The following is a 25,475-nucleotide window of genomic DNA, read 5'->3' as shown; positions in this document are numbered from 1 at the left end:
CCGGCCTATTCCGCCGCCTCGCCCTTCACCTCGACCGGCAGGGGGTCGAGCGCGGCGGCGAGCTCGTAGGAATAGCCTTCCAGCATGGAATAGGCCTGCTCGATGGCCTGGATCTGCCCTTCCGCGGTGCGGATCGCCTCGGCGATCGACTGCGAGCGGGCGCGCAGCATGGAGCCGAGAAAATCCGTGCCCGCCTTGCGGCCGAGCCGGTCGATATGCTGGCGCACGCGGTTGCGGTGGCGCTCCAGCTCGAGGATGTGGAAGCGGCTCTTGACGATGTCGTCGGAAAGCTTCCGGCGCATCGCCGCCAGCGGATCGAAGCTGCCGGGCTCGCGCTCGTCGAGGATCACGTCGTTGACCAGCGGTTCGAGCAGCATCAGGCCCTTGAGGTCGCGCGGATCGGCGAGCTGCGGGTCGAAGCCGGTATCGTCGAAGACTTTTCGCCGCACGGGGTCGCGCAGGAGGTCGTAGCAGGTCTGCAGGCGGGCGAACTGGTCCGCGTCGCCGCCGGAATCCGGGTGCATGCCCTTGGCGGCCTTGCGGTAGGCCGCCTTCACCTGGTTGTCGTCGGCATCGCGCTCTAGTCCGAGCATGGCATAGGGATCGATCACGCGGCCACCTGTCCGTCTTCTTCTACTGCGTCGTCTGTCTAGAGCATTTCCAGCAAAAGTGCGAAGCGGTTTTGCGTCCGGAAATGCGGCAAAACAAAGGGCTAGGGCGTTTTCGCGATTCGGAGAAAAGCGGAACTGCTCCAAAGTCTCCGACCCCGAGGGGACGAAATTGTGGTGAGCCCGGGGCGATGCACAGAAAGCGCTATTCCGCCGCCGCGGCCGCTTCGCTCCGCCCCGCCAGCACCGCCGCGAAGGCGGCGGCGATCACCTCCGGCCCCGCCCCTGGCTTGGTCGCATCGGTGGAAAGGATCTGCCGGTATTTCCGCGCCCCCGGAAAGCCCTGGAAGAGCCCGATCATGTGCCGCGTCACATGCGCCACCCGTCCGCCCCGGGCGATCACATCGCCCGCATAGGCCATCATCGCGTCCCGCACCGCCTCCCAATCGTCGGCGGAAAGCGCCCCCGGATCGGAGACACGGCCGGACGGCGGGCTGCCCCCCTGAAGCGGATGCGGAAAGAGATCGTCCACGCCCGTCAGGATGCCGCTATCCTGATAGGCAGCCCGTCCGAGCATGACGCCGTCCAGCCCCGTCATCTCTTCGAGCGCCTGGCTCAGGGTGTGGAGCCCGCCATTGAGCCCGACGAAAAGGTCCGGGTTCTCCGCCTTCAGCCGGCGCACGAGGCCGTAGTCGAGCGGCGGGATGTCCCGGTTCTCCTTCGGCGAGAGCCCCTGAAGCCACGCCTTTCGCGCATGGACCCAGACGGCGTCCGTGCCGGCGAGCGTCACGCGCGAGACGAGGTCGCGCAGCGCCACCTCGGGGTCCTGGTCGTCGACGCCGATGCGGCACTTGACGGTGACGGGAATGGCGACCGCCGCCTTCATCGCCGCCACGCAGTCGGCCACGAGCTGCGGCTCGCGCATCAGGCAAGCGCCGAACGTGCCGGACTGCACCCGGTCCGAGGGGCAGCCGACATTGAGGTTGATCTCGGCATAGCCGAACCCCTCGCCGATCCGCGCCGCCTCGGCGAGTTTTGCCGGATCGTTGCCGCCGAGCTGCAGCGCAACGGGGTGCTCCATCGCGTCGAAGCCGAGCAGCCGGTCGCGGTCGCCGCGCAGGATCGCGTCGGCGACGATCATCTCGGTGAAGAGCAGCGCGTTCTTCGTCAGCTGCCGCGCGAAGACGCGATAATGCCGGTCGGACCAGTCGATCATCGGCGCGGTGGCGAACACTGGGATGCCTGATTTTACGGCTTTTTCATAAAAATTCAAGATCTTAGTGGCCTGAGATTGTTTCCGGTTTTGTCAGCATTTTTCCGTGTGTTGCACCATTTTTCAGTGTTAGGTACAACAATGTCGTACCGATAAGAGGAATGTTGTACCGACATGGGCACAATAAACGCACGGAAGCGCAAGGACGGTTCGCTCGGTTATACCGCGCAGATCATACGAAAAAAAGACGGGAAGACCGTTTTGCGAGAAGCCAAGACGTTCGACCGCAAGCGGGAGGCGGAGGCGTGGATCCGTTTTCGTGAGGGCGAGCTCGACAAACCCGGCGCCCTTGAGCGCCTGCGTGTCCCCTCTTTCACGCTTGCCCAGGCGATCGACCGGTATGTGCATGAGAAGAAGGACATTGGCCGCACGAAGTCGCAGTGCCTCCGATCCGTGAAACAGTACAACATCGCTGCGATGGAGTGCTCGACGATCAAGGCCAGCGACATCTCCGCGTTCGCGCGGGAGCTTCTTAACGGTGGCAGACAGCCGCAAACAGTGGGCAATTACATCTCGCACGTCTCGGCCGTATTCAAAGACGCAAAAACGCTCTGGGACATCCCGCTTGACTATCAGGCCATGCAGGCGGCGAAGTCTGCGCTGGCGCGGCAAGAGACGATATCAAAGTCAGCAAAGCGCGACAGGCGCCCTACACTCGGAGAGTTGGATGCCTTGATGAGCTTCTTCGTGGAGCGGCAGGCACGCGCACAGAATGCGGCCCCCATGCACAAGATCATCGCCTTCGCGCTGTTCTCGACGCGCCGCCAAGAGGAAATAACTCGGATCAAGTGGGCCGATCTAGATGAGCAGCATAGCCGCGTGCTGGTGCGTGATATGAAGCACCCGGGGCAAAAGAAAGGGAATGACGTTTGGGTGGAGCTTCCGCCGGAAGCCCTTCGCGTCGCTCTATCCATGCCGCGGGAGAAGGATCGAATTTTCCCCTACGGCACCGACGCAATCTCAGGCGGCTTTACCCGCGCTTGCCAGTTCCTCGAGATCGAAGATCTCCATTTTCACGACCTGCGACACGAAGGCGTGTCGCGCCTCTTCGAGATGGGGCGCACGATCCCTCTCGCTGCCAGCGTATCCGGCCATCGGTCCTGGAATTCGTTGCAACGCTACACCCACCTTCGGCAAACCGGCGACAAGTACGAAAACTGGCCCTGGCTGTCTGTGGCATGTGAAAAAAAATGAAAAATCCACTTAGTCCTTGACGGAATTCGACAGCATTAGGTTAATAGAGGGTTGCACGGAAAAAACCGGCTCTCAGTACTATATTAATGTTGCGACACCCATGACGGAGGGAGAATGACACAGCTTATGACGACGGTAACTGCCGCGGAATACATTAGCAAGTCCGCATCATGGCTCAACAAGACGCGGATGACAGGCGCTGGTCCAGTCTACCTAAAGATTGGCGGAGCCGTACGGTACACTAAGGACGAACTTGACGTCTGGCTCGCCGGAACGCGGCGCACGGCAGTCTACGATTTCGCCAATGACAACAATCGCGCGGCAGCGAGGGCCGCAGCCTGACCGACTTCACCGACTTCGACGCCGCCCTAGCCGCCTAACCACCTCACATCCCCAACATCGTCATTTTGACCGCCACACCGACGGAAGGATAATTCATGACTATTGATCGCACCCAAGCCATCGCCGAGTACATCGCAATAAACGCAGCGCTGCCATCCGTACCGACCGACCTGCGGGCAGATTTCCTTTCCAAGTTTCCAGAGCCGACCACCGAAGAGCTTTATGCTGGTTACGAGACAGCGCACGATCTGACTGAAGGCGAAGCAACGGACCGCATCGACGACGTCTTCGACGTGATCATCGGCGATGAGGAAGCCGGCCGCATGCAGCAGGTGGAGGATAGCCTTCTGCCCGTTCCAGCGAAATACTATTTGAGCGGCAAGGCGTGTGCCAACATTCTCGCCCGAGCAGATCACCGCGGTGGCACAATCCCCGAACCGCTCCGTAGTGTCCTGGAAGCCCAGGCGGGTCGCGCCGCCTAGCCCCACACACCCGCCTCAACATCACCCCGCCGGCCCCAGTCGGCGGGCAGCGCCTTCGTGCGCAATCAAGGAGGAAACATTGGAAGTCCTATCCATGAACCGGCTCGACGGGCCGGGTAATACATTAGCGGTTGCTTGTGTCCAGGTGACACCGGAGATCCGCGTCAACGGTCTGCGACTCGTGCGCGCCGGCAACGGCGATCTTCGCGTCTATTCCCCAAATGCAGGTGGTCTGTCCGTGCTGAGCTTCGCCCCAGCGGCCGTCGCCGAACTCAAGTCCATCATTATCGATGCCTACCGGAGCGAGACCGCCCATGACCGCAGCAGCCACTAAACCGGACCTCAGGCCGATCGTCGACCTCCGCCGGTCCCTACTGGCGAACGGCTACATCCCGGTGCCGGTGAAGGGCAAGCGCCCGAGAATTAAAGGGTGGACAACGTTTCGCCCCAGTGCTGAGCAACTCGAGGGCCAGGCGCGAAAATACGCGGACCACAAGTCGACGGGCGTCATCTGCGAGAATCTTGCAGCGATCGACATCGATGCATTGGACGCCGACGTTGCCGACACGCTGATTGTCCGGTTGATGCAAATCCCCGGTGCTGATCGTGCACCCTGCCGTGTTGGGAAGGCGCCGAAAGCACTCTTCCTCTTTCGCGCCAACAAGCCGCTGTCAAAACGGACGACTCCAGAATACACCGTCGGCGGCAAGAAATGCCAGATTGAAGTGCTCGGAAAGGTCCAGCAGTTTGTGGCGTTCGGCCTACATGCCGATACGGGTCGCGAGTACACATGGTCTAATGGTGATCCTCTATCCGTTCCGCTTGCCGACCTGCCGGAAATCACAGAGGCACAGATCGACGCCTATATCGCCGATGCCGCCACGATCCTCGCCGCTGCGGGCAAGCCCGTAAAGGCAGACAAACCGGCACAGCGCACCCACGCCGCCGCCGGCGGGACGTTCTGGACACGCTGCAATGCCGCTGCACTCGCCGCTCCCGAGCGATGGGTCCGCAGCCTGTTTCCTTCCGCCAGGAAGGAGACAGGCACCGGGGCATGGCGCGTATCGTCTTCTGATCTTGGCCGTGGCCTTGAGGAGGACATTAGCATCCATGCTGACGGCATTCGGGATTTCGGCGAAGAGAGGCCCGTCACTCCGATCCAGCTCGTCATGGATTACGGCGGCGCACCCACGACGAGGGACGCTGCGCACTGGCTCTGCGAACAGATAGGCATCAATCCTCACGATATCGGATGGGAGAACCGCCAGCCCGTCGCCGTCCGCTTCGGTGCGCTGCTGACGCCTCCAGAAGCTGCGAACGATGATTCCGAAGAATGGCGACGGGAGGAAGAGGAGCTATTTCGCAGCGACGCAACCCTGGCCGACTTAACACGCCCCGGCGGCTTCATTGAGGAGCTTGTCGACTGGATAGTTTCGTCTGCGGAGCATCCGTCTCGAGAGCTCGCACTTTCGGCCGTCATTCCGTTTGTCGGCTCGCTCATCGGCCGACGCTTTGCGGGATACCGTGACGCTCGTACCAACGTGTACAGCATCGCCCTCGCGCCGTCTGGCTATGGCAAGGACCATGCGCGCCAGCAGATTAAGCGCCTCATCGCCGCGGAAAACCTTCACCCGTTCTCTGGCCCTGCCAGGCTTATGTCCGCTTCGGGACTTCGGGCGGCGCTCATGGAGAAGCCGTCGATCAACTGCATGATCGATGAGATCGGCGGCCCTCTCCGCGAGATGCTGGATCCACGCGCCAACCAGCATCAGGCGATGCTCAAGAACGATATCCTCGAATACTTCAGCACGGCATCGACCTACTTCGAAGGCGCGGCCTATGCGCAGGTGAAAGCGGTGCGTCTGGAAAACCCGAACCTTGGAATCTACGGCACCTCGACCCAGGATGATTTCTGGAATTCGATGTCGTCGCTGTCGACGGTCGACGGGTTCATGGCGCGCCTGATCCTGTTCAACATCACCGGTTTAAAGCCCGCTCTTGTGGTGCCGGACCGCGATGTGAAGGAGATACCGCGTTCGATCCGTGAGAAGGCGAAGGCACTCGCCATGGCGGGGCGTGCCGCCAACCTGGATGTGCCCGCGGTGGATAAGGGTGACAAACCTCGGGTCGCACAGCAGGTGCCGCTATCGGCCGGCGCTGAACGGGTGCGACGCGAGTTCAAGGCCGACATCGAGAAGAAGCTGCCAAAGGCAGTGGGTGGCGATGCGGCGGTTCTCAACCGCGCCGTCGAGCATGCCGTCAAGCTAGCCCTGATCGTTGCCGTAGCGACTGACTGGGGCCACCCGGAAGTGACCGAGCGACAGATGTCCTGGGCCGTCCAGGTGGCGTGGCTGTCATGCGTTTCGCTGATGCGAGAAAGTCGCCTCAATGTGGCGGACAGTCAGCGAGAGCGGAACGTCAATCGGGTCCTGAAACTCATCCAAGCCGAGGGTGCGAGGGGAATGACACTGGGCAAGCTGACCGACAGGACGCGCGGCATTGACAAGCGACAGCGGGAAGAAATCTTGTCTGACCTCGCCGATGCCGGGCGTATCAAAGGAGAGCAGAAGGCACCCGCCAAGGCTGGTGGGCGCCCGACGTTCACATTCATAGCCAGGTAGGTTTCTCGTCATTTCGCCATGACGAACAACGGTTTTTCGTTGACGAACAACCCCATAAATTTTGACGTGAACGTCAATAAAAAGGGGGTTTCTCGTTAACGAGAAACCGGTTGTTCGGCGGCCGAAAAACGAACAACCGAGCGATGAAAAATCCAATAATATCATATATATAGTAGTTATATATATAGTTGTTCGGTTGTTCGTTAGCGAGATGAAAACCCCCTGTACCCCCCTCTAGGGGGTTTCTAGGGTCGTCAACGAGAAACCGAAAAACCTCCTGGCCCTACACCCGCTTCATCCCCGCCGCCGCAAAGAGCCGAGCAATCTTTGCCGGATCGACAAGCTCGCCACTTTCAAGCTTCATAATTTCGAGGGGGGTCAAGCCGCTGATGAGGGATAACTGCTCGGTTCCGTAGCCCGTAGCTTTTCGGAGATCCGCGATCGGATTTTGCGGTGCAATGTTCATGAGACACTCCTTTATTGCATCGCAATATAGGTAGTGCGCTATTAATCCACAAGGCTGCTTTCCCCGCTCATGGCGACCGCTTGTTCCGCCCTTCCACCTTCATCACCGACTCCGGCTTCTCGCGCTCGATTTCGCGACGCGCAGCAGCATCCGGGGCGTCCTCTTCAAGAACTGGATCGGTCTGGGCGATCTCGGCTTCGGCTTGAAGCCAGAATTCAGCACCGTCTCCGCGGGGAGACCCTGCAGCCTGCCAGAGTTCGTGAGCGCGGCGTCGGATTCTGTCTTCTCTGTTGTCCATGGGGCACCTCCGCGGCCACAAACGTCTTGTTGTGATTTTGGTTCCACGGCGAATGTTCGATGAGCGCATTCACACTTTCTCTGATTTGTCAATAGAAAAAGCTTGACAAATTTGTCAAAAAGATCTATTATTCACAATCGGCGTTGAACGCGCCGATTCCGCTTGCGCAAAGACCGGGAACCGGCGGCGCCATATTCTTCCAGACATCGGGAAACTCATGACCTTTATCCGCAGCAAAGCCGTGCCCGACGGGCACCGGCTCTACACCTCTGTCGCCACCATCCGAGAGTGGGGCGCGAGCGGCCAGCATGATGCAGGTCGCGAAAGCTATGACTCCCGCGGCTGGCTCGTGCCACCCAAGCCCGCGCACATACAATGGAAGGATTATGCGCCGAAGCGCATTCGCCCCTCCCGTTCTGCACCTCGCCTCGGTTCGAAGGAGTGGATAGGTTCGCGCATCACGGCCTGCCTGCCTGGCGTTACCGTCCGGCTTCCTAATGATGGTCCGACCCTTGGCTGGTTAGCCGAACGGGACGCTGCCGGGACGGCAGACAGGCACGGCCAGCACGCGACCAGAATTGAGCGTTGGATGGTGGAAGAGAAGTCGCCTCTCATCCTGCCCTTGCGCCTCGTCAAGGAACTCCTCCGCCCACCCGTCACGGCCGTCAATGACAATCGGCCCGCCGGTGGCGAAGACGAGGACGTGAACAACGGGACCGGCGCGGAACGCGTTCATAACCAGGGCTCCATCACGCCATCCGTGCCGATGCTCCTTGCCGCTTACGAGGACGGGGTGAGCAACGGGGGCTTCTCGTTCATTGAAGGCAATGTGCTACTCGGCTCAACCAACTGGCGGGGCAAGCTGACCGGCCTCATCTTCCGCAATGGGGAGCTTGTAGCATACGGCGACTACAAGGGGCGAAAGCGCCGCCCTGCTTACACGGCCGACCCGCTCGGGTTGGTCTACAATGAGAAGTCGGAAACTGCGAAGCACGTCCAAGCACAGCCGGCAGAGGACAGGTCGTACATGCGGCTAAAGTCGGCCGGCACCTATTTGTCGGCACAGTCCCCGGAAGCTCCACGGTCGCTCGCCCCGCCCCCACGGACGGCGCGGGCCGTGGCCAATGATAACGTCCTCGCCAGGGCAATCACAAACACGAAAGTCATGCCTCCCGTGAAACGGCTGCCCGATGGCGTGGCCGCGGATTACGGCCGTCTCGCCGGAATTTCTGAAATGAAGGGCGTGGGCGGGGCAAGCGCTGGATTACATGAGGTGCTGACCGAAATGGACCGCGCCGAGAAACTGGCTGCCGCAGGTATCGACGAGGTGGACCTGGAAGTGCTTGATGCAGTCCTTGATGACGCGAGTTTCCGGTCCATCGGCATGCGTTTCGAGCATCCGGAGTCCTCCGCATCGCATGAAGGCCGGAAGATAGTGGAGCGGACGCTGAAAAAAATTTCAGAAAAAATCGCCGCTTGATACCAACTCGAGAGTTTTTCAGCCCCCTTAGATATAGGGCGTTCTCCGATGTCCCAACTTGACCCCGTCTCGCACGGGGCTTTTCTATTCTGAAATCGCCGCCGTTGCCTTCATCCCTCGGCGCGATCAGCCCGCCGGCGCTGTATAGCGACGCGGGCAAGTTTCCAAAAGTCGTCCCCGCGAGGGGGCGGCTTTTTTTGTGCCTTCTCAAAACCCATTAAATCTAATAGCTGAAAGGAACCGAGAGATGCCGCGTGCCTCGCCGCACTACCACGATCGTGTCTTTGAATTCTCCGACATCTGCCGCGTCCTTGACGTCAATTCCGCTAGCCTTGGCAATTGGCTGGCCATCGCAAAGATGATCGTCCCGTTTGGTGAAAAACGCGGGCATCGCCGTGTATTCAGCCAGCACGAGACATACGTCATCGCCCTTCTGGTCGCCCTTCACCGAGCCGGCGTGCCGGTCAACGCGGATGCCATCTCCACCATCATCGCCGCCACATACGACCCCGAGCCGGTCGTGCCTCAACCGGGTGCACTCCTCACCGTCAGGGAAACCGACGCCGCCGGAATCGTGCTGCATGCCGCAAACATCTGGCGCGACGTTGAAACCGAACTGAAGGAACTCGAAATTGGGTAAAATCCTGAACAAACTTATGGGCAAACAATCGTCCGCCGATCTCGCCGCCGCCATCGAAAAGGCCAAGACCGAACTCGCCCAGGCCGAAGCGGCCGTCGCTGCTGCAGTAGAGCAATACGATGCCAACCTGCTGACCGCCGATAAGAAGTCCTTGCGCGGTTTCCTGGATGCGAAGGTCGAAGCGCAAATTGACGTAGACACCGCGCGTGCTCGCTTGGAGCGACTGACGCGCGAGCACGAAGCCGCCCTCGAATCTGAAGCTGCCGATCAGCGCCAGCGGCGGTACGATGAAGCAAAGGCCGCATCAGAAGCGGCCGAAAAACGTCTTCGTCGAGAATACCCCAAGGCCGCACTAGCCATCCGCGAACTGCTTGCCGAAGTCGCTGCAGCGTCGCTCGCAGTGCAATCCGCCAACGAGCACAGGCCGGAAGGTGCGCCAGCGCTTCTGGAACCCGAGTATTCCCGGTCCCAGCATCGACTTTATCGTGAAGTCATTTCCGAAGACGTGGTCGAAATGTGGGCGACGATCGACAGCGCATCGCCCATCCAGGATGAGTATCAGCGCACCGTGCGCGCCCATGCGAAGGGGCGCCGGGGCATGATGCGCGACCGCTCAGAAAGCGATGAAAACCCGCTGCTTTATGGCACCGCGCAAACGGAACACGGGCCACTCGAGGTTGTACGTAAGCGTTTCCGCCGCAGGAAAGTTCTCCCGGATTTTGGCGGTTACAGAGTTGGACCGCTGGCGACCGAGATTGTCCTGCCTCCGCTCGACGCGGCTGCGACACCGTTCTGGAAACCGGCGAACGATCAGCGAGATGCTGCCAATCAGGCCGCCTCCGAGTTGAAGCCGGCGCCGAAGCGGCCAGAGCGGGTTGCTGAATTTGAGTACTCGCTCGCCCCGAGGGAGACCAGCAATGTCTGATGACCGTCGAAGGGAGATGATCGCCGCCGCCGCCGTCGCGATGGCACAGCGCAACATTGCGATCGCAGCGACCCGCTACGGCTACGTGCCGCCGGAACGGCACACTGCCCCGGTTGCGTCGGTGCCGGCATCAGCACCAGTCACGGCGCGCAATGACGTCCTCGTCAAAGAGGCGGCCAGGCGCCGTGCTGAGCGGGAGGCTGCGGAGGCGGCTGAGACGAAGGTCTCTTGGGCACGGGTTGTTGCTCGTGCCAACGGCACCAAGACGAAGGACCCCAACCGATTGGACCATGGTTGGGGCAAGGTGGTGTCGGAGTTCAACAAGCGGAACGGCTCCACAGCCGCGGAAGACAAGCCCGCTGAGCTGTCAGGCTGGGGCAAGGTCATCGCCGAAATGAACGCCAGGGGCGGCCGGTAGCCCCCTCGGTCAGGAACCCTATCCCGTCCTGACCGCCAAGCGGTCACACAGCCCCGAATTCTCGAACTTTAAAAACGCACGGAAGGGGGTAACACATGCGGACACCAATCCAGAATCCACCGCCTGCGTTCTGTAAGCAGAGTGCTTACGCTCGATATCGAGGTGTAAGCCGCAAGACCGTCACCGTCTGGAAAGCTAAAGGATTACTTGTGCTTAACCAGCATGGGGTTGTCGACGTTGCCGCAACCGACAAGCTGCATCTGGGTCACTTCGGCGTTCTGAAGCTGGCCAGAGACCGGTAACAGTCGCGGACACTCTGGTGTCCGCATTTGTTACCTCTGCGGACACCTCCACCACAAACACCACCATCTCACCAACATCGCCCGGCCCATGCGCCGGGCTTTTCTTTAGGAGCACATCATGGCCAGCAAGCAGTTCAAACTCTCCGTACCCGTCACGGTCGACGGCACGACCTATGAAATTCTCCATATTCGAGCCCTTCGCTTCGGCGACCTCGAAAGTCTTTTCGGCGCCAAGAACGAGATCGAGGCAATGAAAATCCTGCTCGCCCGCCTGGCCGATGTACCGCAGGCCGTTATATCGTCGCTCGAAATCGACGATGTCGGCCAACTCCTTGGTGGCCTCGGTGACGACGCGCAGAAGATCGCCGATCGCCTCCCGGGTTAAGGGGGGGCTTGCATTGTCGATACTAAAAAGCACCCTACGCCTAGACCTCCTCGACGGCGTGACCGGCCCCGCGCGCCGCATCCAGGGCGTGCTTGCCGGCTTTCAGCGTCAGCAGACCGCTGCCATGGCTCCGCTGCGCGGCGTCATGGGGCAGGTGCTGGCGTTCGGCGGCGCGTATCTTGGCGTCACGAAGGGCATCAGCAGCACGGCCGGTGCGGCGATCAAGTTCGAGGAAGCCTTCGCAGACGTGCGCAAGGTGCTGGACGCGAACGATGAGCAGATGGCCAACGTCCGCCGGTCGATCCTCGCCATGTCGCGCGAGATGCCGATCGCCGCTGAGGGCATCGCGGCCATCTATGCCGCTGCCGGCCAGAACAACATCCCGCTCAACGAGATCAACCAGTTCGCCGAAATGGTGGCGAAGGTCTCGGTCGCATGGGACACGACGCAGGCCGATACCGGGCAGGCGCTCGCCGAAATCAAGAACCAGCTGCATCTGTCCGTTCGCGAGGTCGGGCTCTTTGCGGACAGCCTGAACCACCTGTCCAACAACACCGCAGCCAATGCACCGAGGCTGCTGGAATACACAAAACGTGTCGCCGCGACGGGCGAGATGTTCGGCTTCTCGGCCCAGGAAACCCTTGCCTTCGGTGGCGCGATGATCGCGTCCGGCGGCGAGGCGGAAGTGGCGGCGACGTCGTTCCGCAACATGGGCCGCGCCCTGACCATCGGTACGCGCGCCACGAAGTCGCACAAGATTGCCTTCGGTCGACTCGGTCTGGATGCGACCAAGACCGCGAAAAACATGCAGAAGAACGCGCTAAAGACGACGCTGGACGTCATCGAGCGCATTCAGACCCTGCCGGAATGGGAACGCATTTCCATTGCCTCGGCATTGTTTGGCGATGAAGCCCGTGCGCTCATGCCGCTGATCAACAACTCCACGGAGTTGCGACGTCAGCTTGGCCTGGTTGGCGATCAGGCCAACTACGCAGGATCGGCCTTCAAGGAGTACATGATCCGTGCCGACACTGTCGGCAACGCGCTAGCCATCCTGCGGAACAAGGTCGCCGACGTCTTCCGTGGCATCGGCGATGATATGCTGCCCGGCATCAAGGAGGCGGCGCTCGGGATTGGCGACGTCATCGACACCTTGGGTGAGCGTGCGTCTGTGTTTGATCAGGCCGAGGCCAGCCTGAAGGGGTTCCTTCAGGGGCTCGGCTACGATGGCGGTATCCGGGAGGCTGTTGAGGGTCTGGGCGACCTCCTGTTTGGCGAAGTCGATGGGGACGGCGCAGCGGACAAGTTGGGTCGGATTTTCAAGCAATTTGAGGGGTATGGGCAGGCAATCCGGCAACTCAAGGAGGACCTGAAGGACAACCCCATCGCCCAATTCTTCATTGATTTGGGTGGTCAGGGCTTCAAGTTGATGCTCGCCGCGGTTGGAATTGGCATCGTTGCCGGCGCCATCACGAAGCTGGGAAGGGCGCTGGCGTTTCTCACCGGCATCACGACGGCGATTGGTATCCTGAAAAGTGTTGCCAAGATTGGGGGCATCCTCAAAGATGTGCCGATTCCAAACGTTACCGGCGATGGCAAAAACAAGCCGACCGATAGCAAGCCGTCGGGATGGGGCACTGGCTGGCGTGGCCTCCTTGCCATGTTCCAGATGTTCGACGCTTACACCAACATGCCTTCGACAAAAGAGGGCGTTGAGGAGCTTTACAAGAAGAACCGCGAAGGGTCGAGCGGCCTAAACAAGTGGTTGGACGCGCGCATCACTACTCCGTCCGAGTGGTTCCGCAATCGCTTCGTCAACGACAACTCCAGCCATCCTTACCTCAACAAGGACTATGACGACGGTGGACGTGCCGCTAGCATGGACGCGTATCTCGGCAAGGACGGAACGAAGAACGTTCCTGCCGTGCCTACCGGCTGGCCTACGATCTTCGACAAGAGGTTTTGGATAGGCGCCGCTGCCGACCCGAACTTCGATCACCGGCAAAACTTTGGCATCCAGACCAGGGCGGGTGGCGAGAGCGGCGGTTCACCCCGGACCACCAGCGAAATGCTGGGCGGGCTCAACAAGCCCATCACTCTCGACGCCGGCACCATCGGACAGCTTCTCCAGCCGACCCGTGGCGTGCAGGAGGTTCGCGAGGTCAACAAGCAGCCTCCCGTCGTCACTGTTCACGCACCAATTTCCATCACTGGCGTGTCGTCGCCCGAAGCTGCGGCTGATGCCGCAGCTTCGCGGTTGGGGCAGGCCGTGAAGTCTGCCGTCGAGGCGGCGGACACGGATTAGTGTGGCGCCTTTGGCGCTCCCCCCCATCTCAGCCCGCCCTTCCGGCGGGCATTTTCTTTCCGGAGAATCTATGAATCAGCACCTCCCCACCCGTGTCACTCAACTCCCGATCGCCGAGACCGTCGAAGACCTCGAGGTCTTTGGTCTCAAGGACGACCGCGCCCACCGTCTGCGCAAGGGCGGCTTTCAGGCTTACGTCAACGACGAGACTGCCCGCCGTGTTGAGGCTGGCGTTGCGCCTTTTCTGGATCTTCTGGCGCAGAAACCGAATGCCGATGCGCTGGCAGACGTAGCGACGTCCGGCAGCTATGTCGATCTGACGAACAGACCAGCACTCGGCACGGCGGCTTCACAAAATGTCGAAGACTTCCCGAGCCATGCGGACCTGGGTTCGCTTGCCGCCGCAGTGTCCATCGGCACAAAGAACTTCGACACGCTGGCGCTCGCCAATGCTGCCATCGGGGATATCGCCGAAGGCGGCGGCGTGAACATTCTCGCCGACGGGTCGAACAACGGTTTTTATGTCAAGGAGTCCGGCGCGCTCGTCAAGAAGAGCAATGCCAGCCTGACCGGCATGGCGAGTGATATCTCGACTCATACGGCGTCCATCGCTCGGCTTGATCTCGCCGTGCAGGGCGCAGCGCCGAACGTCTTTGCGAACGGCAATCTTGCGGCAGATGGCGCACCGCCGGTCTGGTTTGACAGCCTGCTCAGCACCAATCAGACGTTCGCGTCCACGATTGTGACGACGACGAACCCGGTCTTGGCGGCTCTCGGCATCACGCGAGCGCTCGACGTACCGGCCAACGCGGAAACCGTCGGCCTTACTGGTAATCAGCTGTGCGCCGACGTGCGTCTCCGCGGCGGGCGCATCTACGCGTCAGTGCTCCTGGAATCAGTGACAGGGGGATGGGACCTCGGCTCCAGTGGGGAGCCGCGCGTCACGTTGCGCTATAGCGACGGCACTTTCGCTAATGTAGTTCTGTCCGCTTATGAAAGTCTCGGCAGCAATGTCCGTCGTTACTACGGCACGCTTGCGCTCAGCTCCGGTAAAACGGCATATCGCGTGGAGGTGGGCGCCGTTTTTGGACGACCGCGGGCGGACGCTTTTCGGGCAACCGGTTTCTGGGCCTCGCATTTTTTCACGACCGCGCCGACGATCACAGACACAGCCTATCCCAACTGGTCGCAGGCAGCATATCGCTACCCGTCGGCTCTTGATGCGCGCGTCTCGGTTCTGGAGCGCCCAACCACCTTGGCGCGGCTGCGGTACGCTCTCTATGATGACTTCCGCTCGGTCAATATCTGCCTCTTTGGTGACTCCAAGGTTTGGGGATTGGGCGCTTCCGGCCTATCTCCGTCATCACCGCGCACCGCGCATCTCGACGACCCCCGCAACACCATCGACGCGGCGGTCTCGCCCACATGGGCCAATCTCTTCCTCCGCTACCTCGCGCTGACCTATTGCAGTGGCGCGGTCACAGCTGGAGATCCGGGGGTTGGGTTTGCGCGCAAATGGGCCATCGGCGACGTCTGCTATGACAATGAGCGCTTCAAGGTCCGCGACCGCCGTACCGGCAGCCCCAGGCCAAAGAATGTCTTTGCGTTTGCGTCTGGGCCGCTCCTGCTGCGAGTGCTCGATCTTCCGCCAGTCTCTGGAGCGACGGATGATGCGCTGTATTTCGAGTTTACGGGAGACACATTCAAGATTCGGTTGGCGACCATCTCCACCGACCCGGCGGCCACTTATACCGTCGAGATCGATGGCACTGTCGTAGGGGTCTACAACGCTTATTCGTCCCCCTCCGCATGGGGGGCGGAACAGATGATCTCAACTGCCTTCGGGCGGCACAGGGTGCGAGTCTGGAACAACTCCGCACTGCAGGGCCTGCGGTTGGAGGCGATCCTCCATCATCGCCGTATCCAGGTGCGCAACCAGGGGATCATCGGCACGCAGTCGCAACAGTGGCTGCCAACTGACATGACCTACAATCTCTATCCCGGCATCATGGATGAGGATGAGTTTGTTTTCGGTCAGATCGGCACGAATGACCGCGCAACCACGACCTCTCCCTTGCGCATCAACGCGGGGCAGCGGACCCGCGATAGCCTCAAAACCATCGGCGCTCATCTTGCCGGACGGGGCAAGCACCTCATCCTCATGACGCCAACGCGCGCGACTACCGATTGGCCGGATGCACCCAACATGTCCTTTGACACGCAGGAATTGGCGATGGCCATCAGACAGGCGGCCGGTGATCTCGGCGTGTCCTGCATCGATAATTTCGCGATGAGCACGTTCGACCCGGCGGGCGGTTACCTCTCAGATGGGCTGCACGACAACGATAACGGCCATCGCGGGACCTTCCGCAACATCGTCACCAGCTTGGGGCTGGTGGGGATGCCGCTGCTGTAGGCGGAGTCACCCGACTCCGTGGACCCGGTTGAGCGGTAGGGCGCTCGGCCGGGTCCCTCGGCGCGCAGGCATCTAGCCGTCCGCTTTTAGCTCCTCACACACACATCAAGGACATCATTATGCAACGCAACCTCATCTGGATTCTCGACATAGACGGCACGCCGCTTGACTTTGGGCCGCCCTACGCGCCGCACGCCGCCGGCGACGACAACACGTCCGACGAACAAGAGCCAACCGGCCCAACGGCTGACGCCGGCAACACCACGGCAACCCCTACAACGCCCTGAAATCGGGCTTTTGCTGGCAACGTTGCCGAGCTTTTCGATCCTGTGGGTGGCCGCGCGCCGGGAGTTCCGACCCGCAGGGGCTGTTTTTGGGAGAATAGGGTTCCTATGCCAGGGGGGGGGTATGATCAAAATCACACATCTAAATCCGACACGCGGACGGATCGCTGCGACGTTCACAGCCACGGTCGGCGGTACCGTAAGCGATCAGCCTGCCTAGAAAGCTGGGACATATTAAGTCCTAGTTGAGATGATATTGACCAGCTCATATCGCTGCCCCTATCGGTGTGGCGACATCCCTTGAGAATCGTGCTAGCGTTCGGATGAATGTTCACTATACGTTCTCGTTCGTCTAGTGTGGGAAAGCGGAAAGAATGATAACATTTCTTGAAAGTAGCGTGTTCGAGTCACCCGCTCAAACCCTAGTCAATACGGTTAATGTTGTTGGGGTTATGGGTAAGGGGATAGCTAAAGAATTCAAAAGTAGGTATCCGGCGATGTTCAAAGAATATCGCCATTTGTGCGACAGTCGTGATCTAAAGGTTGGAAATTTGCACCTGTGGCGCGATAAGACACGATGGGTTCTCAATTTTCCTACCAAAACAACATGGAAGCTTCCATCCAAGATGGAATATGTCGAGGTCGGTCTTCAGAAATTCGTATCTACATATAAAGATCTTGGAATTACTTCGATCTCATTCCCGCCGCTCGGTTGCGGGAATGGGAATCTTGATTGGCAAGCCGTTAAACCACTTATGGTTGACTATCTGTCCAAGATTGATATCCCGGTCTACATTCATGATGTGCAGGTAGGGGCGAATTTTGAGCCTGAGCATCGTTCGATTGCACGAACCCCTGACGACTTTGAAGAATTCACCCAAGATATTGAAAAGGTTGCGAAGGGGCGATCTTTTGCGACGTCTCGCGCATCAAATTTTCGAGCAGAAGTCGATGACGATAATTCAATTATCGTGGTGCATTCGTCTGGGAAACGCGAGCGCATCGACCATGATTTGATAGAGGCTTCTTGGGTTCGCTTGCGAGAGAGACTACTTTCCTATGAAGGCTTCTCGGATGATAAGTCTCGCCGTCTGAAGTCTTATCTGTTTCCGATACTTCAAGAATTGCCGTATGTGCGGATGGTAAAGATCAAATCCGGAGCGAATCGTGCCGATGCGTTATTTATTGACCGCGATCAGTATTCTCCTGTCGCATCCGCTGAGAACGTGAGCCAAGGATGGCTATTTCAGTAGATCGCGCCAATGCGCATGTAGCATATTGGAGAGAACGGCTTGAAAGATTTTCAACCCGTGCTGGATGGGCTTCGTCATTATTTCATGCCTGCCAGATTGAGGTGGCTGAGAGGATAATTCGCGACGGCCGCGTGATATGCCGGCAGGATCTTCCCAACGTTATTTGCGACGTAGCAAACCAAGGGGCATTGTGGAACAATCTGACAGCTCACCAGTATGTCAGGCTTTATTTCCGGCCGAGAAACAGGTTTCATCTAAAGACCGAAGGCATAAAATCTCTATCGGACAATTATCGTATAGATCCACACATGGCTATACCCATTATGTTCGTATTCGACTTGGTGTCGGTTCTCTCTGATCAAAGTTCTTATTTTGTGCCTGGGAATTTTGCATCTACCGCGATGCAGCCGCTTTCTGGAAACGAAAGCTTTGATGCGCTAAACTTTGAATACATTTATCATGATTCTGCGCCGTCTCCAGATATAATGCATATGATTCAAGATGCGCGGATGGCAGAAGTAGTTGTTCTTAATTCTCTGACTCTACAGCATCTGAAGGCGGTAGTCTGCAGGACCATTTATGAGGAGCAGATGTTGCGCCACATGTTGCGCGATTTTGATGTCTCCAGAATAAAGTTTATTACCGAGAGAGGAGGAGCATTATTTTTTAGGCGAGGAATTTTTTTGTCTGAACTATATGTCAGTCAGGGGAATATACACTTCACTTTCCAGTCTCCAACTACTGCGATCCAACCTGATTATAAGGTTAAAATTGGTTGCGAAAACGTGTGGTATGATTTTAAATTAGGCGCAAAAAAGTGGCGCGTTCCACAGATTACGAATACCAATCCAAACGCTATCTGGACGATTTACATTGAGGATTGCCTCGCGTTCCAGGGGCCTGTTCGCAGTGCGTCTGGAACTGTGGTATAAGGGTACTCCACTCGACTTCACAACCGCCGCTTCCCGCCATGCCAGTCGTTGACGCGCGCCATCTCTTCTTGGCCAGCGTCCGTCACGGTCCAGGTTCGATCACCCTGCGCGTCCTTGCGCCCTTCCTTGACGGCGCCTTTCGCGGCCAATTCCTGCAGCGTGAAATCCGTGGCTCCTGGTATTTCGGCGCTGGTCCGCACGTCGGGATGCTCCACCATATAGCGAAGAGCTCCGAGGCAGCGGGTGTTCAGCCCCAGCTGCGGTTTGCGCTCGTTTCGTCGTTGTCGCCGCCCTTTCCATTCGCCGAGTTTATCTTCCCCATCCGGCCTAGCCACTTGGAAGCCCGCGGTGATGCCGAGATAGCCGTTGTAGAATCGGCGAACAAGCAGCACCGGCCGACCGTCGTGCAACGGATCGATCTTCGGAAAACCGTGCCGTTCCAGAATGGGAATAGCGGCCTTCACATACATTGAGGCGCGCTCCTTGCCGACGACGGCAATGGCGATTTCGCGGTCCGTGGCGAAGAGCGGGAGCTTGCTGAGGGGATCGGTCATTTGTTTTCCCATCTAGCTATCGCCTGCGCCGCCAGTTCTCGTTGGCCGCCGAGGTAGTGCGCATGCAGGATTGCGTCGATATCTTTCGGCGAATGCCCCGTGATTGCGCCGATCTCCGCAATAGAGCAACCGGCGAGCGCAAGGCGTGTTACCGTCGTGCCCCGTAGGTCATGGAATGTCAGCCCCTTTATACCCGCCTTCTCGCACGCTTTCCGCCAACTGGTTTTGAACCCCGCCTCCGTCCACGGCCGTCCTCTTGAGTTGCACAGAATCTGAGGAGCGCGCCGGGGCGCGTCCTTCAATGCCTCACGGGCAGCGCTAGCAACGGGAATTATCACGCGTCTGCCTGTCTTGCTCTGTTTTATGCGGAAGCTGGCACCGTCATAAGCTGCCCACGTCAGGGCCAAGAGATCGCCCTTGCGTTGGCCAGTCCAGAAAGCCAGGAGAAGAGCCAGACGAAGCTCCCGACCGGCGACGGCATTGAAAGCGGAGATATCGTCGTCGGTCCATACGCTCTCGCGCCTATCGGCCCGATAGAGTCGGCCGCCGCGTTCTGCAATGTTGCGGGAGAGAAGGCCGCGGTCCTTTCCGAAAGAAAGAACCCGCGCCAGCACACTCCAAGCGTAGTCAGCCTTGCGCGGGGTATCAGCCATGCTATCGCGCCAAGCCTTGAACCTGCCGCGTGTGCCAAGAGCCTCGAGATCGGAAAGCGAAAGCGTGCCGAATTGAGCGCGGATCATGTCGAGATATTCGGTGTAATGGCGCCTGGTGCTGGCCCCCTTGGACCGGAAGTCTGACGAACCGAGATAGGCGGTGACGAGGCCATAGAGCGTATCTGGGTTGGGGTTGCGCCGAAGATTGTGGGCGTCGTCAAACGCCGCCTGCAGGCCGACGTCGCCCGGCTGCATCGGCCTTCCACTCTTGGTTTTTAGGAGCGGACCTTTTCGCCAAGCGTAGTAGTAGTAGATGGTCTTGCCGCTGGCTAAGGTCTTCTTGACCTTCATCAGGCCCTTGAGATTTGCACGCATTGCTGCTCACTACCTAGAGGACACCATTGCCGCCGGCACGGATGCCGACCGCTATTTCGGGTCTCCTCTTTGTGGTGGTGCGGGCTGGCGCCCGGTGCGGTTGGTGAAGCCGCAACGGAAGATTAGGTGGCGGGTTGGCTGGGGTCAAGCGCATCGAATGCAGCGCATTTGTTCCCCCTCCGTCGCACAACCTTTGCCGGTTGACAGGCAGCCCGCATGACGTGAAGTTGCACCCTTCAAGAAGGGTGGGGGCTATGGGTAATTATTTTGAGGTTTGGGGGCCATTCGAGCTACCACGTAATACAGAGGAAATGCGTCCTCGTGTGAAGGAGTTGCTCGCGGAAAGTGAATACAACGATGGGGTTGATTGCGCAATCGGATGCTACTCGTTCTGCCTTCAGCATGGAAAGACTATTAAGCCCTGGTACGTGGGAATGACGGTAGCTCGCGCAGGCCTCCTGTCAGAGGCTTTCCAAGAGCACAAGCTCGAAAACTACCGCGATGTCCTCAATACAAGACGCGGTAAGCCACTGATCTTCTTCTTCGCTCTTCTAACTGACGAGGGACGTTTTGCATTTGGAAGCTCTCATCGTCAAAAAATTCTTTGGCTTGAGGACACACTAATGGGGATGGCATTTTCCCGGAACCCAGAAATACTGAACATCAAAGGTATGAGGTGGCGCCGGGAAATTGTGGTGAACGGACTGATGGGAGAGAAGGTTCGAGGACGGCCGCCCCAAGGAGTTATGCAAGCGCGTAGGGCCTTCCTGGGTGATTGATAGACAGAACTAAAACCACCCGCCGGTTAGGGCGAGCGGTTTATGCGATGAACGTCTGGTTGGTGAGACCCCAAGGTGGTGGCCGTCATCGCTGTGTAAAAAGCCGCGCGCTGCCCCCTAAGGGGCGTCAGCGGTAAGGCCGTGCCGGCATGCGTTCCGGCTTGGCAAACTGGTGGGTGCCGACGGCGCCATCGACACCCTCGCGGCCGTTACTACGCGGCCACGAGTCCGGCTTCACGGACCGGACGGGGAATTCTAAGCGGAGCGATCGATGCGGGTGTAGAACCCGGCCTTGAGCTGGAGCAGATCGCCATAAATGGTCTCCACGAGGTCGAATCCATCGGCGATCGTCTCGCGGATACGGTAGGCGCCGAGATCGTGCAGGACGGCTTGGAGCATGACGGTCTCGAGGGTCAGCACACCGCCTTCGTCACCCTCGACCAGATCAGCGAGAGCCCGGAGCTTTTCGGCGATCTCGGTGGACTTCGTCACCGGCGCCGCGGCGAGCTCCTTCACAACGGCCGTGTGTGCGTCGTTCAGGCTGTCCATCGCGTCGTCTGGCATGGGTTGAAGGTTGTGCATCGCGTCGCTCAGTTGCAGCGCCAACGCTGCCATACGGGGGATTTGCGTGACGGCCGCTTCGTCGTACGGGAAGGGCGGCTGTCTTCTCGGCAGCAGCCGGCGGGGTTCGAGGCGTCTATCGATTACGGCGGCATGCGTGGTGGTGGCCATTGCTGGTGGTCTCCGTTGACGTTATAAATCGCGTATGTCATTAGAAAACACTAACATCACGACGAAGTCAACACAAAATAATGACCTTGTTGTTATTAATTGAGGACGCCCATGAATCCGGCGCAATGCAGGGCCGCCCGTGCACTTCTTGAGTGGACCCAACCGCATCTGGCCAACGAGGCCGGCGTGTCCCCGTCGACGTTGCGCGACTTCGAGTCGGGAAAGCGGAAGCCAATCGCCAACAACGTGACAGCCATCCGTGTCGCCCTGGAAGCTGCCGGAATCACCTTTCTAGAAAAAGGAGAGGTGTCGCCAGGCCCCGGCGCGGCGCTCCGGCATCCGTAAAACCGAACGCGGTGTTTAGATTGAGGGCGGCCAGCCGAATGCGTTACGCTAAGGGCAATATTGGCAGCTATTTTGCGGAATCAACACCGACCGATTTCAGGTAGTTAAAGACAGTTTCTACCCATTCACCGCCGGGCACCCTGCTAATAATCGGAACAGCCGAAGCGCCGGCAACGAGCAGGACGACGAGAATCGCTTTGGCGGCCGCCTTTCGAACCTCAGATATGGTTTCTCGCCCGACTTCTATGCTCGATTTCACAGCTATGGACCAAAGATTAGCTAAAGTCCTGGTTAACGAAAAGACATCTCGCTTATCAGTACTGGCAGGCTCAGCCACCCAATCCGTTACCGTTTCAAGTGCGTCGGTGACTGTTGAATGGGCGGCACCAGTAAGGCGTATCTGCGCGATCACACTAGCCATCGTATGAGTAAGTTGGTCGATCGATTGGCGATCAAGGGGCACTCTCGAAGCGTTCTCACAATACTCGCGCCAGTCTTCAAATTGTGCCAGAGCTGAAAACACGTTCTCGATGTGGCTTACCAGAAGGCCGAATAGCGTTGGAGAAAGTTCCTCGGCTTCCGCTCGCACCATTCGGTCGCAAATCTGCGTCCTGGCGCCAATCTGAACAATGTTCGAGTAAGAACCCATCATGTCCTGAAGGCGCGCAAATGCGTCTTTTAACCGAGGAGATACATTGCTTGCGGCTAAGTCGAGCGTGACATACTCACCTTGTTCGATGGCGGCCTCAAGGGAAGCCATCGCTATCGCTTTCTCTTCTTCAGATGGACGCAGCGGTTGGTCTACAACCTGAATCTTGTCGTCGGAGAATCCAAACTGAAACGCCGCCAATTTTTGGCCGGGGACCTTTTCAATCAGTTCATCAGGTTCGAGTAGGTTAAGACCGATCCTCAGTCCACCGGTGAAGTGCTGTAGAGGTGTATCGTCATGGATAGACTTTAGGATGGTCCTAACGTTGGATGCTATCGTTGTTTTCAAACGATCTGCGAGGCGTTTCCGTAACTGATCGACATCCCGCTCAAGCGCTCCAACATCTTGGAGTCGTAGACTGTCAATTTTGTTCTGATGCCGGCGGAGTTTCATTGCGAGGCTTGAGACATCCTGCACGATATCGGCGTTTGGCCCAAATTCGCCCTCGATGGTCATAATAGATTTTGCGACGCGGGACAAACGCGCTTCTATATCGACCAATAGCTTTAGCAGTCTCTGCGGATTCATGGACCTCGCCCGCGTCGTTCCATTTGTATTCTACCACTTCTTGCCATCCAGGTTAGGCGTCATCCGCCGTTCTATCGCTTATCCACAACTCACGTGAACGTATAGCGACGGATCAATTCCTCAATTCGCGCGTTTCTTATCCATCACCATCCTAAGCAAGGAGACCACGATGGACTGGAACCGCGTCGAAGGAAACTGGAAGCAGATCAAGGGCAAGATCAAGGAACAGTGGGGCAAGCTCACTGACGACGATCTGGACGTCATCGACGGCAAACGCGACCAGCTCGAAGGAAAGATCCAGGAGCGGTACGGCTATGAAAAGGATCGTGCGACGCAGGACGTTGACGACTGGTATAAGCGCCAGACCTGGTAAGTCGCATTGCGAGGGCCGCCAGATAGTCGCTGTCTGGCGGCCCTTTTATTTAACGCTGCTTCTCGCCGGCACTCTTGCCATCAGAGCTTTTAGAGCGCTCCTCGAAGCGATCGGCGCCTTTTGCGAGCTCCGAACCCTTTTCAGCTTCAACCTCGCGCTCTTCGGCCCGTGCGGCCTTGTGGAGGCCACGGGCGCCTTCTTTGCCCTTCTCGGTCGGTGCGTTCTCAATTGCCATTCTGCGTCCTCCTATGGGCAGAGGAAACGGCTACGGCACGATGAGGTTCCGGCCGACAGGAACAAGATTGAAGGCCATCACGTTTGGCCCCGAACGAAAAAGGAGACCCATCATGAACAACATCATTTATCTCGTCGGCCTGGTGGTTGTTGTGATCGCCGTCCTGTCATTCTTCGGGCTTGGCTGACCATGGACCACAAACGCGAAAGACGGATCAAGGCGAGGGCCTTCGAACTCTGGCAGCGCGAAGGATCTCTCGACGGCCGGTCGCTCGGCCATTGGCTTCAGGCCGAGCGGGAGATTCAGGAAGAGGAAGAAACCGAAGCTGCGAGTCAGGATGTGGTCGGTCTGGCTGCAGCGGTTAATCCGACGCATTGAGGACACACGAAAAAGAAAGATGCTAAATTAGCGATCAATTAACTATTTTGGCCGGACCATCTTCCTCTCAACGCTGAGGAGATGAGTGTGAAGAGAAGACAGACCTATACGCCCGAGGACCTTGAGCCCCTTCTGATTTTCTTTGCCGAACTTGTGGACGAGTACGGCCCTGTGATGCAGCCCTGGCTGGATCGATTCGAAATGGAGTACGAGAAGGCCAAGCAGCCGCCACCGCCTAAGCAGGCCGACCGGATAAGGGCGAAGCTTGCTGCCGAAAAAAGCTGAGGCGTCGCCGCCGTCAGCCAAAACCGGCGCCCTGCCCCTTGCCGCTGGCGGTACGACGAGAAGTACGACTCGCCTCCTCACCCTCCTGCATTTCAGGTCAGGCGATCCAGTCGATCATCGGCGCGGTGGCGAAAATCTTCGTCCCCGCCGTCACGGCCTGCTGGTAGAATGTCGCTGCGTTCGTCATGGCCGGGCTCATACCCCATCACCGGCCAAAAAACCACCCTCACCTCTTTCCCCGCCCGCCCGGCGGGGTGCTAGAGTGGCGGGAGGAATCAGAACCGCCGGAGGACCCCATGCCGCTCTATGCCCTCGACGACAAGCAGCCGACGCTTCCCGAAGGCGGGCGCTACTGGGTGGCGCCGGATGCGAATGTCATCGGCCGCGTGGTGCTCGGCGCGGATGTCGGCATCTGGTTCGGCGCCACGCTGCGCGGCGACAACGAGCCGATCACCGTCGGCGCGCGCTCGAACATCCAGGAGGGCGTCATCGTGCACACCGATCCCGGCAAGCCGGTGGTGATCGGCGAAGGCTGCACGATCGGCCACGGCGCCATCATCCACGGCTGCACGATCGGCGACAACTCCCTGGTCGGCATGGGCGCGACGGTGCTGAACGGCGCCGTCATCGGCAGGAACTGCCTCGTCGGCGCCAATGCGCTGGTGACGGAGGGAAAGGTCTTCCCGGACAATTCCCTGATCGTCGGGTCCCCCGCCAAGGCGATCCGCACGCTGGACGAGGCCGCCATTGCCGGCCTCACCCGCTCGGCCGAAAGCTATGTGCGCAACTGGCAGCGCTTCAAGAACGGCGTCAAGGCGCTCTGATCCACGCATTCGACCGGAAAAATCCACCGGCGAAACTTCCCCGCACGACAAGGTTGCGGCATACTTCCCCCGCCATCCATG

General features: G+C 59.0%; 28 protein-coding genes. 19 read left to right on the top strand and 9 right to left on the bottom strand.

Going from position 1 to position 25,475, the window contains the following annotated elements; all coding sequences use genetic code 11:
* Positions 1 to 5: 5 nt before the first annotated feature.
* A complete protein-coding gene (locus tag MUU56_RS22975) occupies positions 6 to 593 on the bottom strand; it encodes a J domain-containing protein (RefSeq protein WP_244769678.1) in 588 nt (195 codons plus the stop codon).
* A gap of 220 nt (positions 594 to 813) precedes the next feature.
* Complete coding sequence (gene dusA, locus MUU56_RS22970; RefSeq protein ID WP_263193709.1) at positions 814 to 1,848, bottom strand: tRNA dihydrouridine(20/20a) synthase DusA; 1,035 nt, start codon at positions 1,846 to 1,848, stop codon at positions 814 to 816.
* 147 nt (positions 1,849 to 1,995) lie between these two features.
* Here dusA and MUU56_RS22965 point away from each other — a divergent pair, with 147 nt between their 5' ends.
* The 4 genes from MUU56_RS22965 (at position 1,996) to MUU56_RS22950 (ending at position 6,520) form a co-directional block, all read left to right on the top strand.
* Positions 1,996 to 3,075, top strand: coding sequence for a site-specific integrase (locus MUU56_RS22965; protein WP_244769590.1), 1,080 nt, complete (start codon positions 1,996 to 1,998; stop codon positions 3,073 to 3,075).
* Between the two features lie 437 nt (positions 3,076 to 3,512).
* Positions 3,513 to 3,899 (top strand): hypothetical protein, encoded by a 387-nt coding sequence (locus tag MUU56_RS22960; protein ID WP_244769589.1) that lies wholly within the window; start codon positions 3,513 to 3,515, stop codon positions 3,897 to 3,899.
* Between the two features lie 94 nt (positions 3,900 to 3,993).
* Complete coding sequence (locus tag MUU56_RS22955) at positions 3,994 to 4,233, top strand: hypothetical protein (RefSeq protein WP_244769588.1); 240 nt, start codon at positions 3,994 to 3,996, stop codon at positions 4,231 to 4,233.
* Positions 4,214 to 6,520: a bifunctional DNA primase/polymerase gene (locus tag MUU56_RS22950; protein ID WP_244769587.1), complete on the top strand. Its 2,307-nt coding sequence runs from the start codon at positions 4,214 to 4,216 to the stop codon at positions 6,518 to 6,520. The genes MUU56_RS22955 and MUU56_RS22950 overlap by 20 nt, the downstream gene beginning before the upstream one ends.
* A gap of 283 nt (positions 6,521 to 6,803) precedes the next feature.
* On the opposite strand, the gene MUU56_RS22945 is transcribed toward MUU56_RS22950, so the two are convergent.
* Positions 6,804 to 6,986 carry a hypothetical protein gene (locus MUU56_RS22945; protein ID WP_244769586.1) on the bottom strand — a complete coding sequence of 61 codons (183 nt, stop codon included), beginning with the start codon at positions 6,984 to 6,986 and terminating at the stop codon, positions 6,804 to 6,806.
* Positions 6,987 to 7,053: 67 nt separating this feature from the next.
* Positions 7,054 to 7,284 carry a DUF2934 domain-containing protein gene (locus tag MUU56_RS22940; protein ID WP_244769585.1) on the bottom strand — a complete coding sequence of 77 codons (231 nt, stop codon included), beginning with the start codon at positions 7,282 to 7,284 and terminating at the stop codon, positions 7,054 to 7,056.
* 217 nt (positions 7,285 to 7,501) lie between these two features.
* On the opposite strand from MUU56_RS22940, the gene MUU56_RS22935 reads away from it, so the two are divergent.
* From MUU56_RS22935 to MUU56_RS22890, 10 genes are all read left to right on the top strand, one after another.
* Positions 7,502 to 8,764, top strand: a complete 1,263-nt coding sequence (locus MUU56_RS22935) for a hypothetical protein (protein ID WP_244769584.1) — start codon at positions 7,502 to 7,504, stop codon at positions 8,762 to 8,764.
* Between the two features lie 247 nt (positions 8,765 to 9,011).
* On the top strand, positions 9,012 to 9,404 hold the full coding sequence (locus MUU56_RS22930) for a hypothetical protein (RefSeq protein WP_244769583.1): 393 nt from the start codon (positions 9,012 to 9,014) through the stop codon (positions 9,402 to 9,404).
* Positions 9,397 to 10,329, top strand: a complete 933-nt coding sequence (locus tag MUU56_RS22925) for a hypothetical protein (protein WP_244769582.1) — start codon at positions 9,397 to 9,399, stop codon at positions 10,327 to 10,329. The genes MUU56_RS22930 and MUU56_RS22925 overlap by 8 nt, the downstream gene beginning before the upstream one ends.
* On the top strand, positions 10,322 to 10,747 hold the full coding sequence (locus MUU56_RS22920) for a hypothetical protein (protein WP_244769581.1): 426 nt from the start codon (positions 10,322 to 10,324) through the stop codon (positions 10,745 to 10,747). The genes MUU56_RS22925 and MUU56_RS22920 overlap by 8 nt, the downstream gene beginning before the upstream one ends.
* Positions 10,748 to 11,167: 420 nt before the next feature.
* Positions 11,168 to 11,434 (top strand): phage tail assembly protein, encoded by a 267-nt coding sequence (locus tag MUU56_RS22915; protein ID WP_244769580.1) that lies wholly within the window; start codon positions 11,168 to 11,170, stop codon positions 11,432 to 11,434.
* 13 nt (positions 11,435 to 11,447) lie between these two features.
* Positions 11,448 to 13,739, top strand: coding sequence for a phage tail tape measure protein (locus MUU56_RS22910; RefSeq protein WP_244769579.1), 2,292 nt, complete (start codon positions 11,448 to 11,450; stop codon positions 13,737 to 13,739).
* A gap of 70 nt (positions 13,740 to 13,809) precedes the next feature.
* The gene (locus MUU56_RS22905; RefSeq protein ID WP_244769578.1) at positions 13,810 to 16,155 is read left to right on the top strand and encodes an SGNH/GDSL hydrolase family protein; all 2,346 of its coding nucleotides are present in this window, start codon (positions 13,810 to 13,812) and stop codon (positions 16,153 to 16,155) included.
* A gap of 119 nt (positions 16,156 to 16,274) precedes the next feature.
* Positions 16,275 to 16,442, top strand: a complete 168-nt coding sequence (locus MUU56_RS22900) for a hypothetical protein (RefSeq protein WP_244769577.1) — start codon at positions 16,275 to 16,277, stop codon at positions 16,440 to 16,442.
* A gap of 371 nt (positions 16,443 to 16,813) precedes the next feature.
* Positions 16,814 to 17,692, top strand: a complete 879-nt coding sequence (locus tag MUU56_RS22895; protein WP_244769576.1) for a macro domain-containing protein — start codon at positions 16,814 to 16,816, stop codon at positions 17,690 to 17,692.
* Positions 17,677 to 18,624, top strand: a complete 948-nt coding sequence (locus MUU56_RS22890) for a DarT ssDNA thymidine ADP-ribosyltransferase family protein (RefSeq protein ID WP_244769575.1) — start codon at positions 17,677 to 17,679, stop codon at positions 18,622 to 18,624. Before MUU56_RS22895 ends, MUU56_RS22890 begins: the two co-directional genes overlap by 16 nt.
* A 17-nt stretch (positions 18,625 to 18,641) precedes the next feature.
* Here MUU56_RS22890 and MUU56_RS22885 read toward each other — a convergent pair whose 3' ends face one another.
* The 3 genes from MUU56_RS22885 to MUU56_RS22875 form a co-directional block, all read right to left on the bottom strand.
* The gene (locus MUU56_RS22885; protein WP_244769574.1) at positions 18,642 to 19,178 is read right to left on the bottom strand and encodes a hypothetical protein; all 537 of its coding nucleotides are present in this window, start codon (positions 19,176 to 19,178) and stop codon (positions 18,642 to 18,644) included.
* Complete coding sequence (locus MUU56_RS22880; RefSeq protein WP_244769573.1) at positions 19,175 to 20,182, bottom strand: tyrosine-type recombinase/integrase; 1,008 nt, start codon at positions 20,180 to 20,182, stop codon at positions 19,175 to 19,177. The genes MUU56_RS22885 and MUU56_RS22880 overlap by 4 nt, the downstream gene beginning before the upstream one ends.
* 1,058 nt (positions 20,183 to 21,240) lie before the next feature.
* Complete coding sequence (locus MUU56_RS22875; protein ID WP_244769572.1) at positions 21,241 to 21,717, bottom strand: hypothetical protein; 477 nt, start codon at positions 21,715 to 21,717, stop codon at positions 21,241 to 21,243.
* Between the two features lie 111 nt (positions 21,718 to 21,828).
* Between MUU56_RS22875 and MUU56_RS22870 the strand changes: the two genes are divergently transcribed.
* Entirely contained in the window at positions 21,829 to 22,062 is a 234-nt protein-coding gene (locus MUU56_RS22870; protein ID WP_244769571.1) for a helix-turn-helix domain-containing protein, read from the top strand.
* 67 nt (positions 22,063 to 22,129) lie between these two features.
* Here MUU56_RS22870 and MUU56_RS22865 read toward each other — a convergent pair whose 3' ends face one another.
* The gene (locus MUU56_RS22865) at positions 22,130 to 23,299 is read right to left on the bottom strand and encodes a hypothetical protein (protein WP_244769570.1); all 1,170 of its coding nucleotides are present in this window, start codon (positions 23,297 to 23,299) and stop codon (positions 22,130 to 22,132) included.
* 169 nt (positions 23,300 to 23,468) lie between these two features.
* On the opposite strand from MUU56_RS22865, the gene MUU56_RS22860 reads away from it, so the two are divergent.
* On the top strand, positions 23,469 to 23,672 hold the full coding sequence (locus MUU56_RS22860; protein ID WP_244769569.1) for a CsbD family protein: 204 nt from the start codon (positions 23,469 to 23,471) through the stop codon (positions 23,670 to 23,672).
* 49 nt (positions 23,673 to 23,721) lie between these two features.
* Here MUU56_RS22860 and MUU56_RS22855 read toward each other — a convergent pair whose 3' ends face one another.
* Entirely contained in the window at positions 23,722 to 23,907 is a 186-nt protein-coding gene (locus MUU56_RS22855; RefSeq protein ID WP_244769568.1) for a hypothetical protein, read from the bottom strand.
* Positions 23,908 to 24,096: 189 nt separating this feature from the next.
* Here MUU56_RS22855 and MUU56_RS22850 point away from each other — a divergent pair, with 189 nt between their 5' ends.
* The 3 genes from MUU56_RS22850 to MUU56_RS22840 all read left to right on the top strand — a co-directional run bounded on the left by MUU56_RS22850 (position 24,097) and on the right by MUU56_RS22840 (position 25,394).
* Positions 24,097 to 24,285, top strand: a complete 189-nt coding sequence (locus MUU56_RS22850) for a DUF2934 domain-containing protein (RefSeq protein ID WP_244769567.1) — start codon at positions 24,097 to 24,099, stop codon at positions 24,283 to 24,285.
* An 87-nt stretch (positions 24,286 to 24,372) separates the two neighbouring features.
* Positions 24,373 to 24,570 (top strand): hypothetical protein, encoded by a 198-nt coding sequence (locus tag MUU56_RS22845; RefSeq protein ID WP_244769566.1) that lies wholly within the window; start codon positions 24,373 to 24,375, stop codon positions 24,568 to 24,570.
* A 296-nt stretch (positions 24,571 to 24,866) separates the two neighbouring features.
* Complete coding sequence (locus tag MUU56_RS22840; RefSeq protein ID WP_244769565.1) at positions 24,867 to 25,394, top strand: gamma carbonic anhydrase family protein; 528 nt, start codon at positions 24,867 to 24,869, stop codon at positions 25,392 to 25,394.
* Positions 25,395 to 25,475 lie beyond the last annotated feature (81 nt).

This window comes from Shinella yambaruensis, assembly GCF_022899355.1.
Classification (GTDB): domain Bacteria; phylum Pseudomonadota; class Alphaproteobacteria; order Rhizobiales; family Rhizobiaceae; genus Shinella; species Shinella yambaruensis.
This window is presented reverse-complemented; position numbering and strand designations above follow the sequence as displayed.

What these genes read in the sequence shown, in the direction of transcription:
- MUU56_RS22975 (WP_244769678.1), bottom strand. Translation starts at nt 593, where the DNA reads ATGCTCGGACTAGAGCGCGATGCCGACGACAACCAGGTGAAGGCGGCC.
- MUU56_RS22965 (WP_244769590.1), top strand. Translation starts at nt 1,996, where the DNA reads ATGGGCACAATAAACGCACGGAAGCGCAAGGACGGTTCGCTCGGTTAT.
- MUU56_RS22960 (WP_244769589.1), top strand. Translation starts at nt 3,513, where the DNA reads ATGACTATTGATCGCACCCAAGCCATCGCCGAGTACATCGCAATAAAC.
- MUU56_RS22955 (WP_244769588.1), top strand. Translation starts at nt 3,994, where the DNA reads ATGAACCGGCTCGACGGGCCGGGTAATACATTAGCGGTTGCTTGTGTC.
- MUU56_RS22950 (WP_244769587.1), top strand. Translation starts at nt 4,214, where the DNA reads ATGACCGCAGCAGCCACTAAACCGGACCTCAGGCCGATCGTCGACCTC.
- MUU56_RS22945 (WP_244769586.1), bottom strand. Translation starts at nt 6,986, where the DNA reads ATGAACATTGCACCGCAAAATCCGATCGCGGATCTCCGAAAAGCTACG.
- MUU56_RS22940 (WP_244769585.1), bottom strand. Translation starts at nt 7,284, where the DNA reads ATGGACAACAGAGAAGACAGAATCCGACGCCGCGCTCACGAACTCTGG.
- MUU56_RS22935 (WP_244769584.1), top strand. Translation starts at nt 7,502, where the DNA reads ATGACCTTTATCCGCAGCAAAGCCGTGCCCGACGGGCACCGGCTCTAC.
- MUU56_RS22930 (WP_244769583.1), top strand. Translation starts at nt 9,012, where the DNA reads ATGCCGCGTGCCTCGCCGCACTACCACGATCGTGTCTTTGAATTCTCC.
- MUU56_RS22920 (WP_244769581.1), top strand. Translation starts at nt 10,322, where the DNA reads ATGTCTGATGACCGTCGAAGGGAGATGATCGCCGCCGCCGCCGTCGCG.
- MUU56_RS22915 (WP_244769580.1), top strand. Translation starts at nt 11,168, where the DNA reads ATGGCCAGCAAGCAGTTCAAACTCTCCGTACCCGTCACGGTCGACGGC.
- MUU56_RS22905 (WP_244769578.1), top strand. Translation starts at nt 13,810, where the DNA reads ATGAATCAGCACCTCCCCACCCGTGTCACTCAACTCCCGATCGCCGAG.
- MUU56_RS22900 (WP_244769577.1), top strand. Translation starts at nt 16,275, where the DNA reads ATGCAACGCAACCTCATCTGGATTCTCGACATAGACGGCACGCCGCTT.
- MUU56_RS22895 (WP_244769576.1), top strand. Translation starts at nt 16,814, where the DNA reads ATGATAACATTTCTTGAAAGTAGCGTGTTCGAGTCACCCGCTCAAACC.
- MUU56_RS22890 (WP_244769575.1), top strand. Translation starts at nt 17,677, where the DNA reads ATGGCTATTTCAGTAGATCGCGCCAATGCGCATGTAGCATATTGGAGA.
- MUU56_RS22885 (WP_244769574.1), bottom strand. Translation starts at nt 19,178, where the DNA reads ATGACCGATCCCCTCAGCAAGCTCCCGCTCTTCGCCACGGACCGCGAA.
- MUU56_RS22880 (WP_244769573.1), bottom strand. Translation starts at nt 20,182, where the DNA reads ATGAAGGTCAAGAAGACCTTAGCCAGCGGCAAGACCATCTACTACTAC.
- MUU56_RS22875 (WP_244769572.1), bottom strand. Translation starts at nt 21,717, where the DNA reads ATGGCCACCACCACGCATGCCGCCGTAATCGATAGACGCCTCGAACCC.
- MUU56_RS22870 (WP_244769571.1), top strand. Translation starts at nt 21,829, where the DNA reads ATGAATCCGGCGCAATGCAGGGCCGCCCGTGCACTTCTTGAGTGGACC.
- MUU56_RS22865 (WP_244769570.1), bottom strand. Translation starts at nt 23,299, where the DNA reads ATGAATCCGCAGAGACTGCTAAAGCTATTGGTCGATATAGAAGCGCGT.
- MUU56_RS22860 (WP_244769569.1), top strand. Translation starts at nt 23,469, where the DNA reads ATGGACTGGAACCGCGTCGAAGGAAACTGGAAGCAGATCAAGGGCAAG.
- MUU56_RS22855 (WP_244769568.1), bottom strand. Translation starts at nt 23,907, where the DNA reads ATGGCAATTGAGAACGCACCGACCGAGAAGGGCAAAGAAGGCGCCCGT.
- MUU56_RS22850 (WP_244769567.1), top strand. Translation starts at nt 24,097, where the DNA reads ATGGACCACAAACGCGAAAGACGGATCAAGGCGAGGGCCTTCGAACTC.
- MUU56_RS22840 (WP_244769565.1), top strand. Translation starts at nt 24,867, where the DNA reads ATGCCGCTCTATGCCCTCGACGACAAGCAGCCGACGCTTCCCGAAGGC.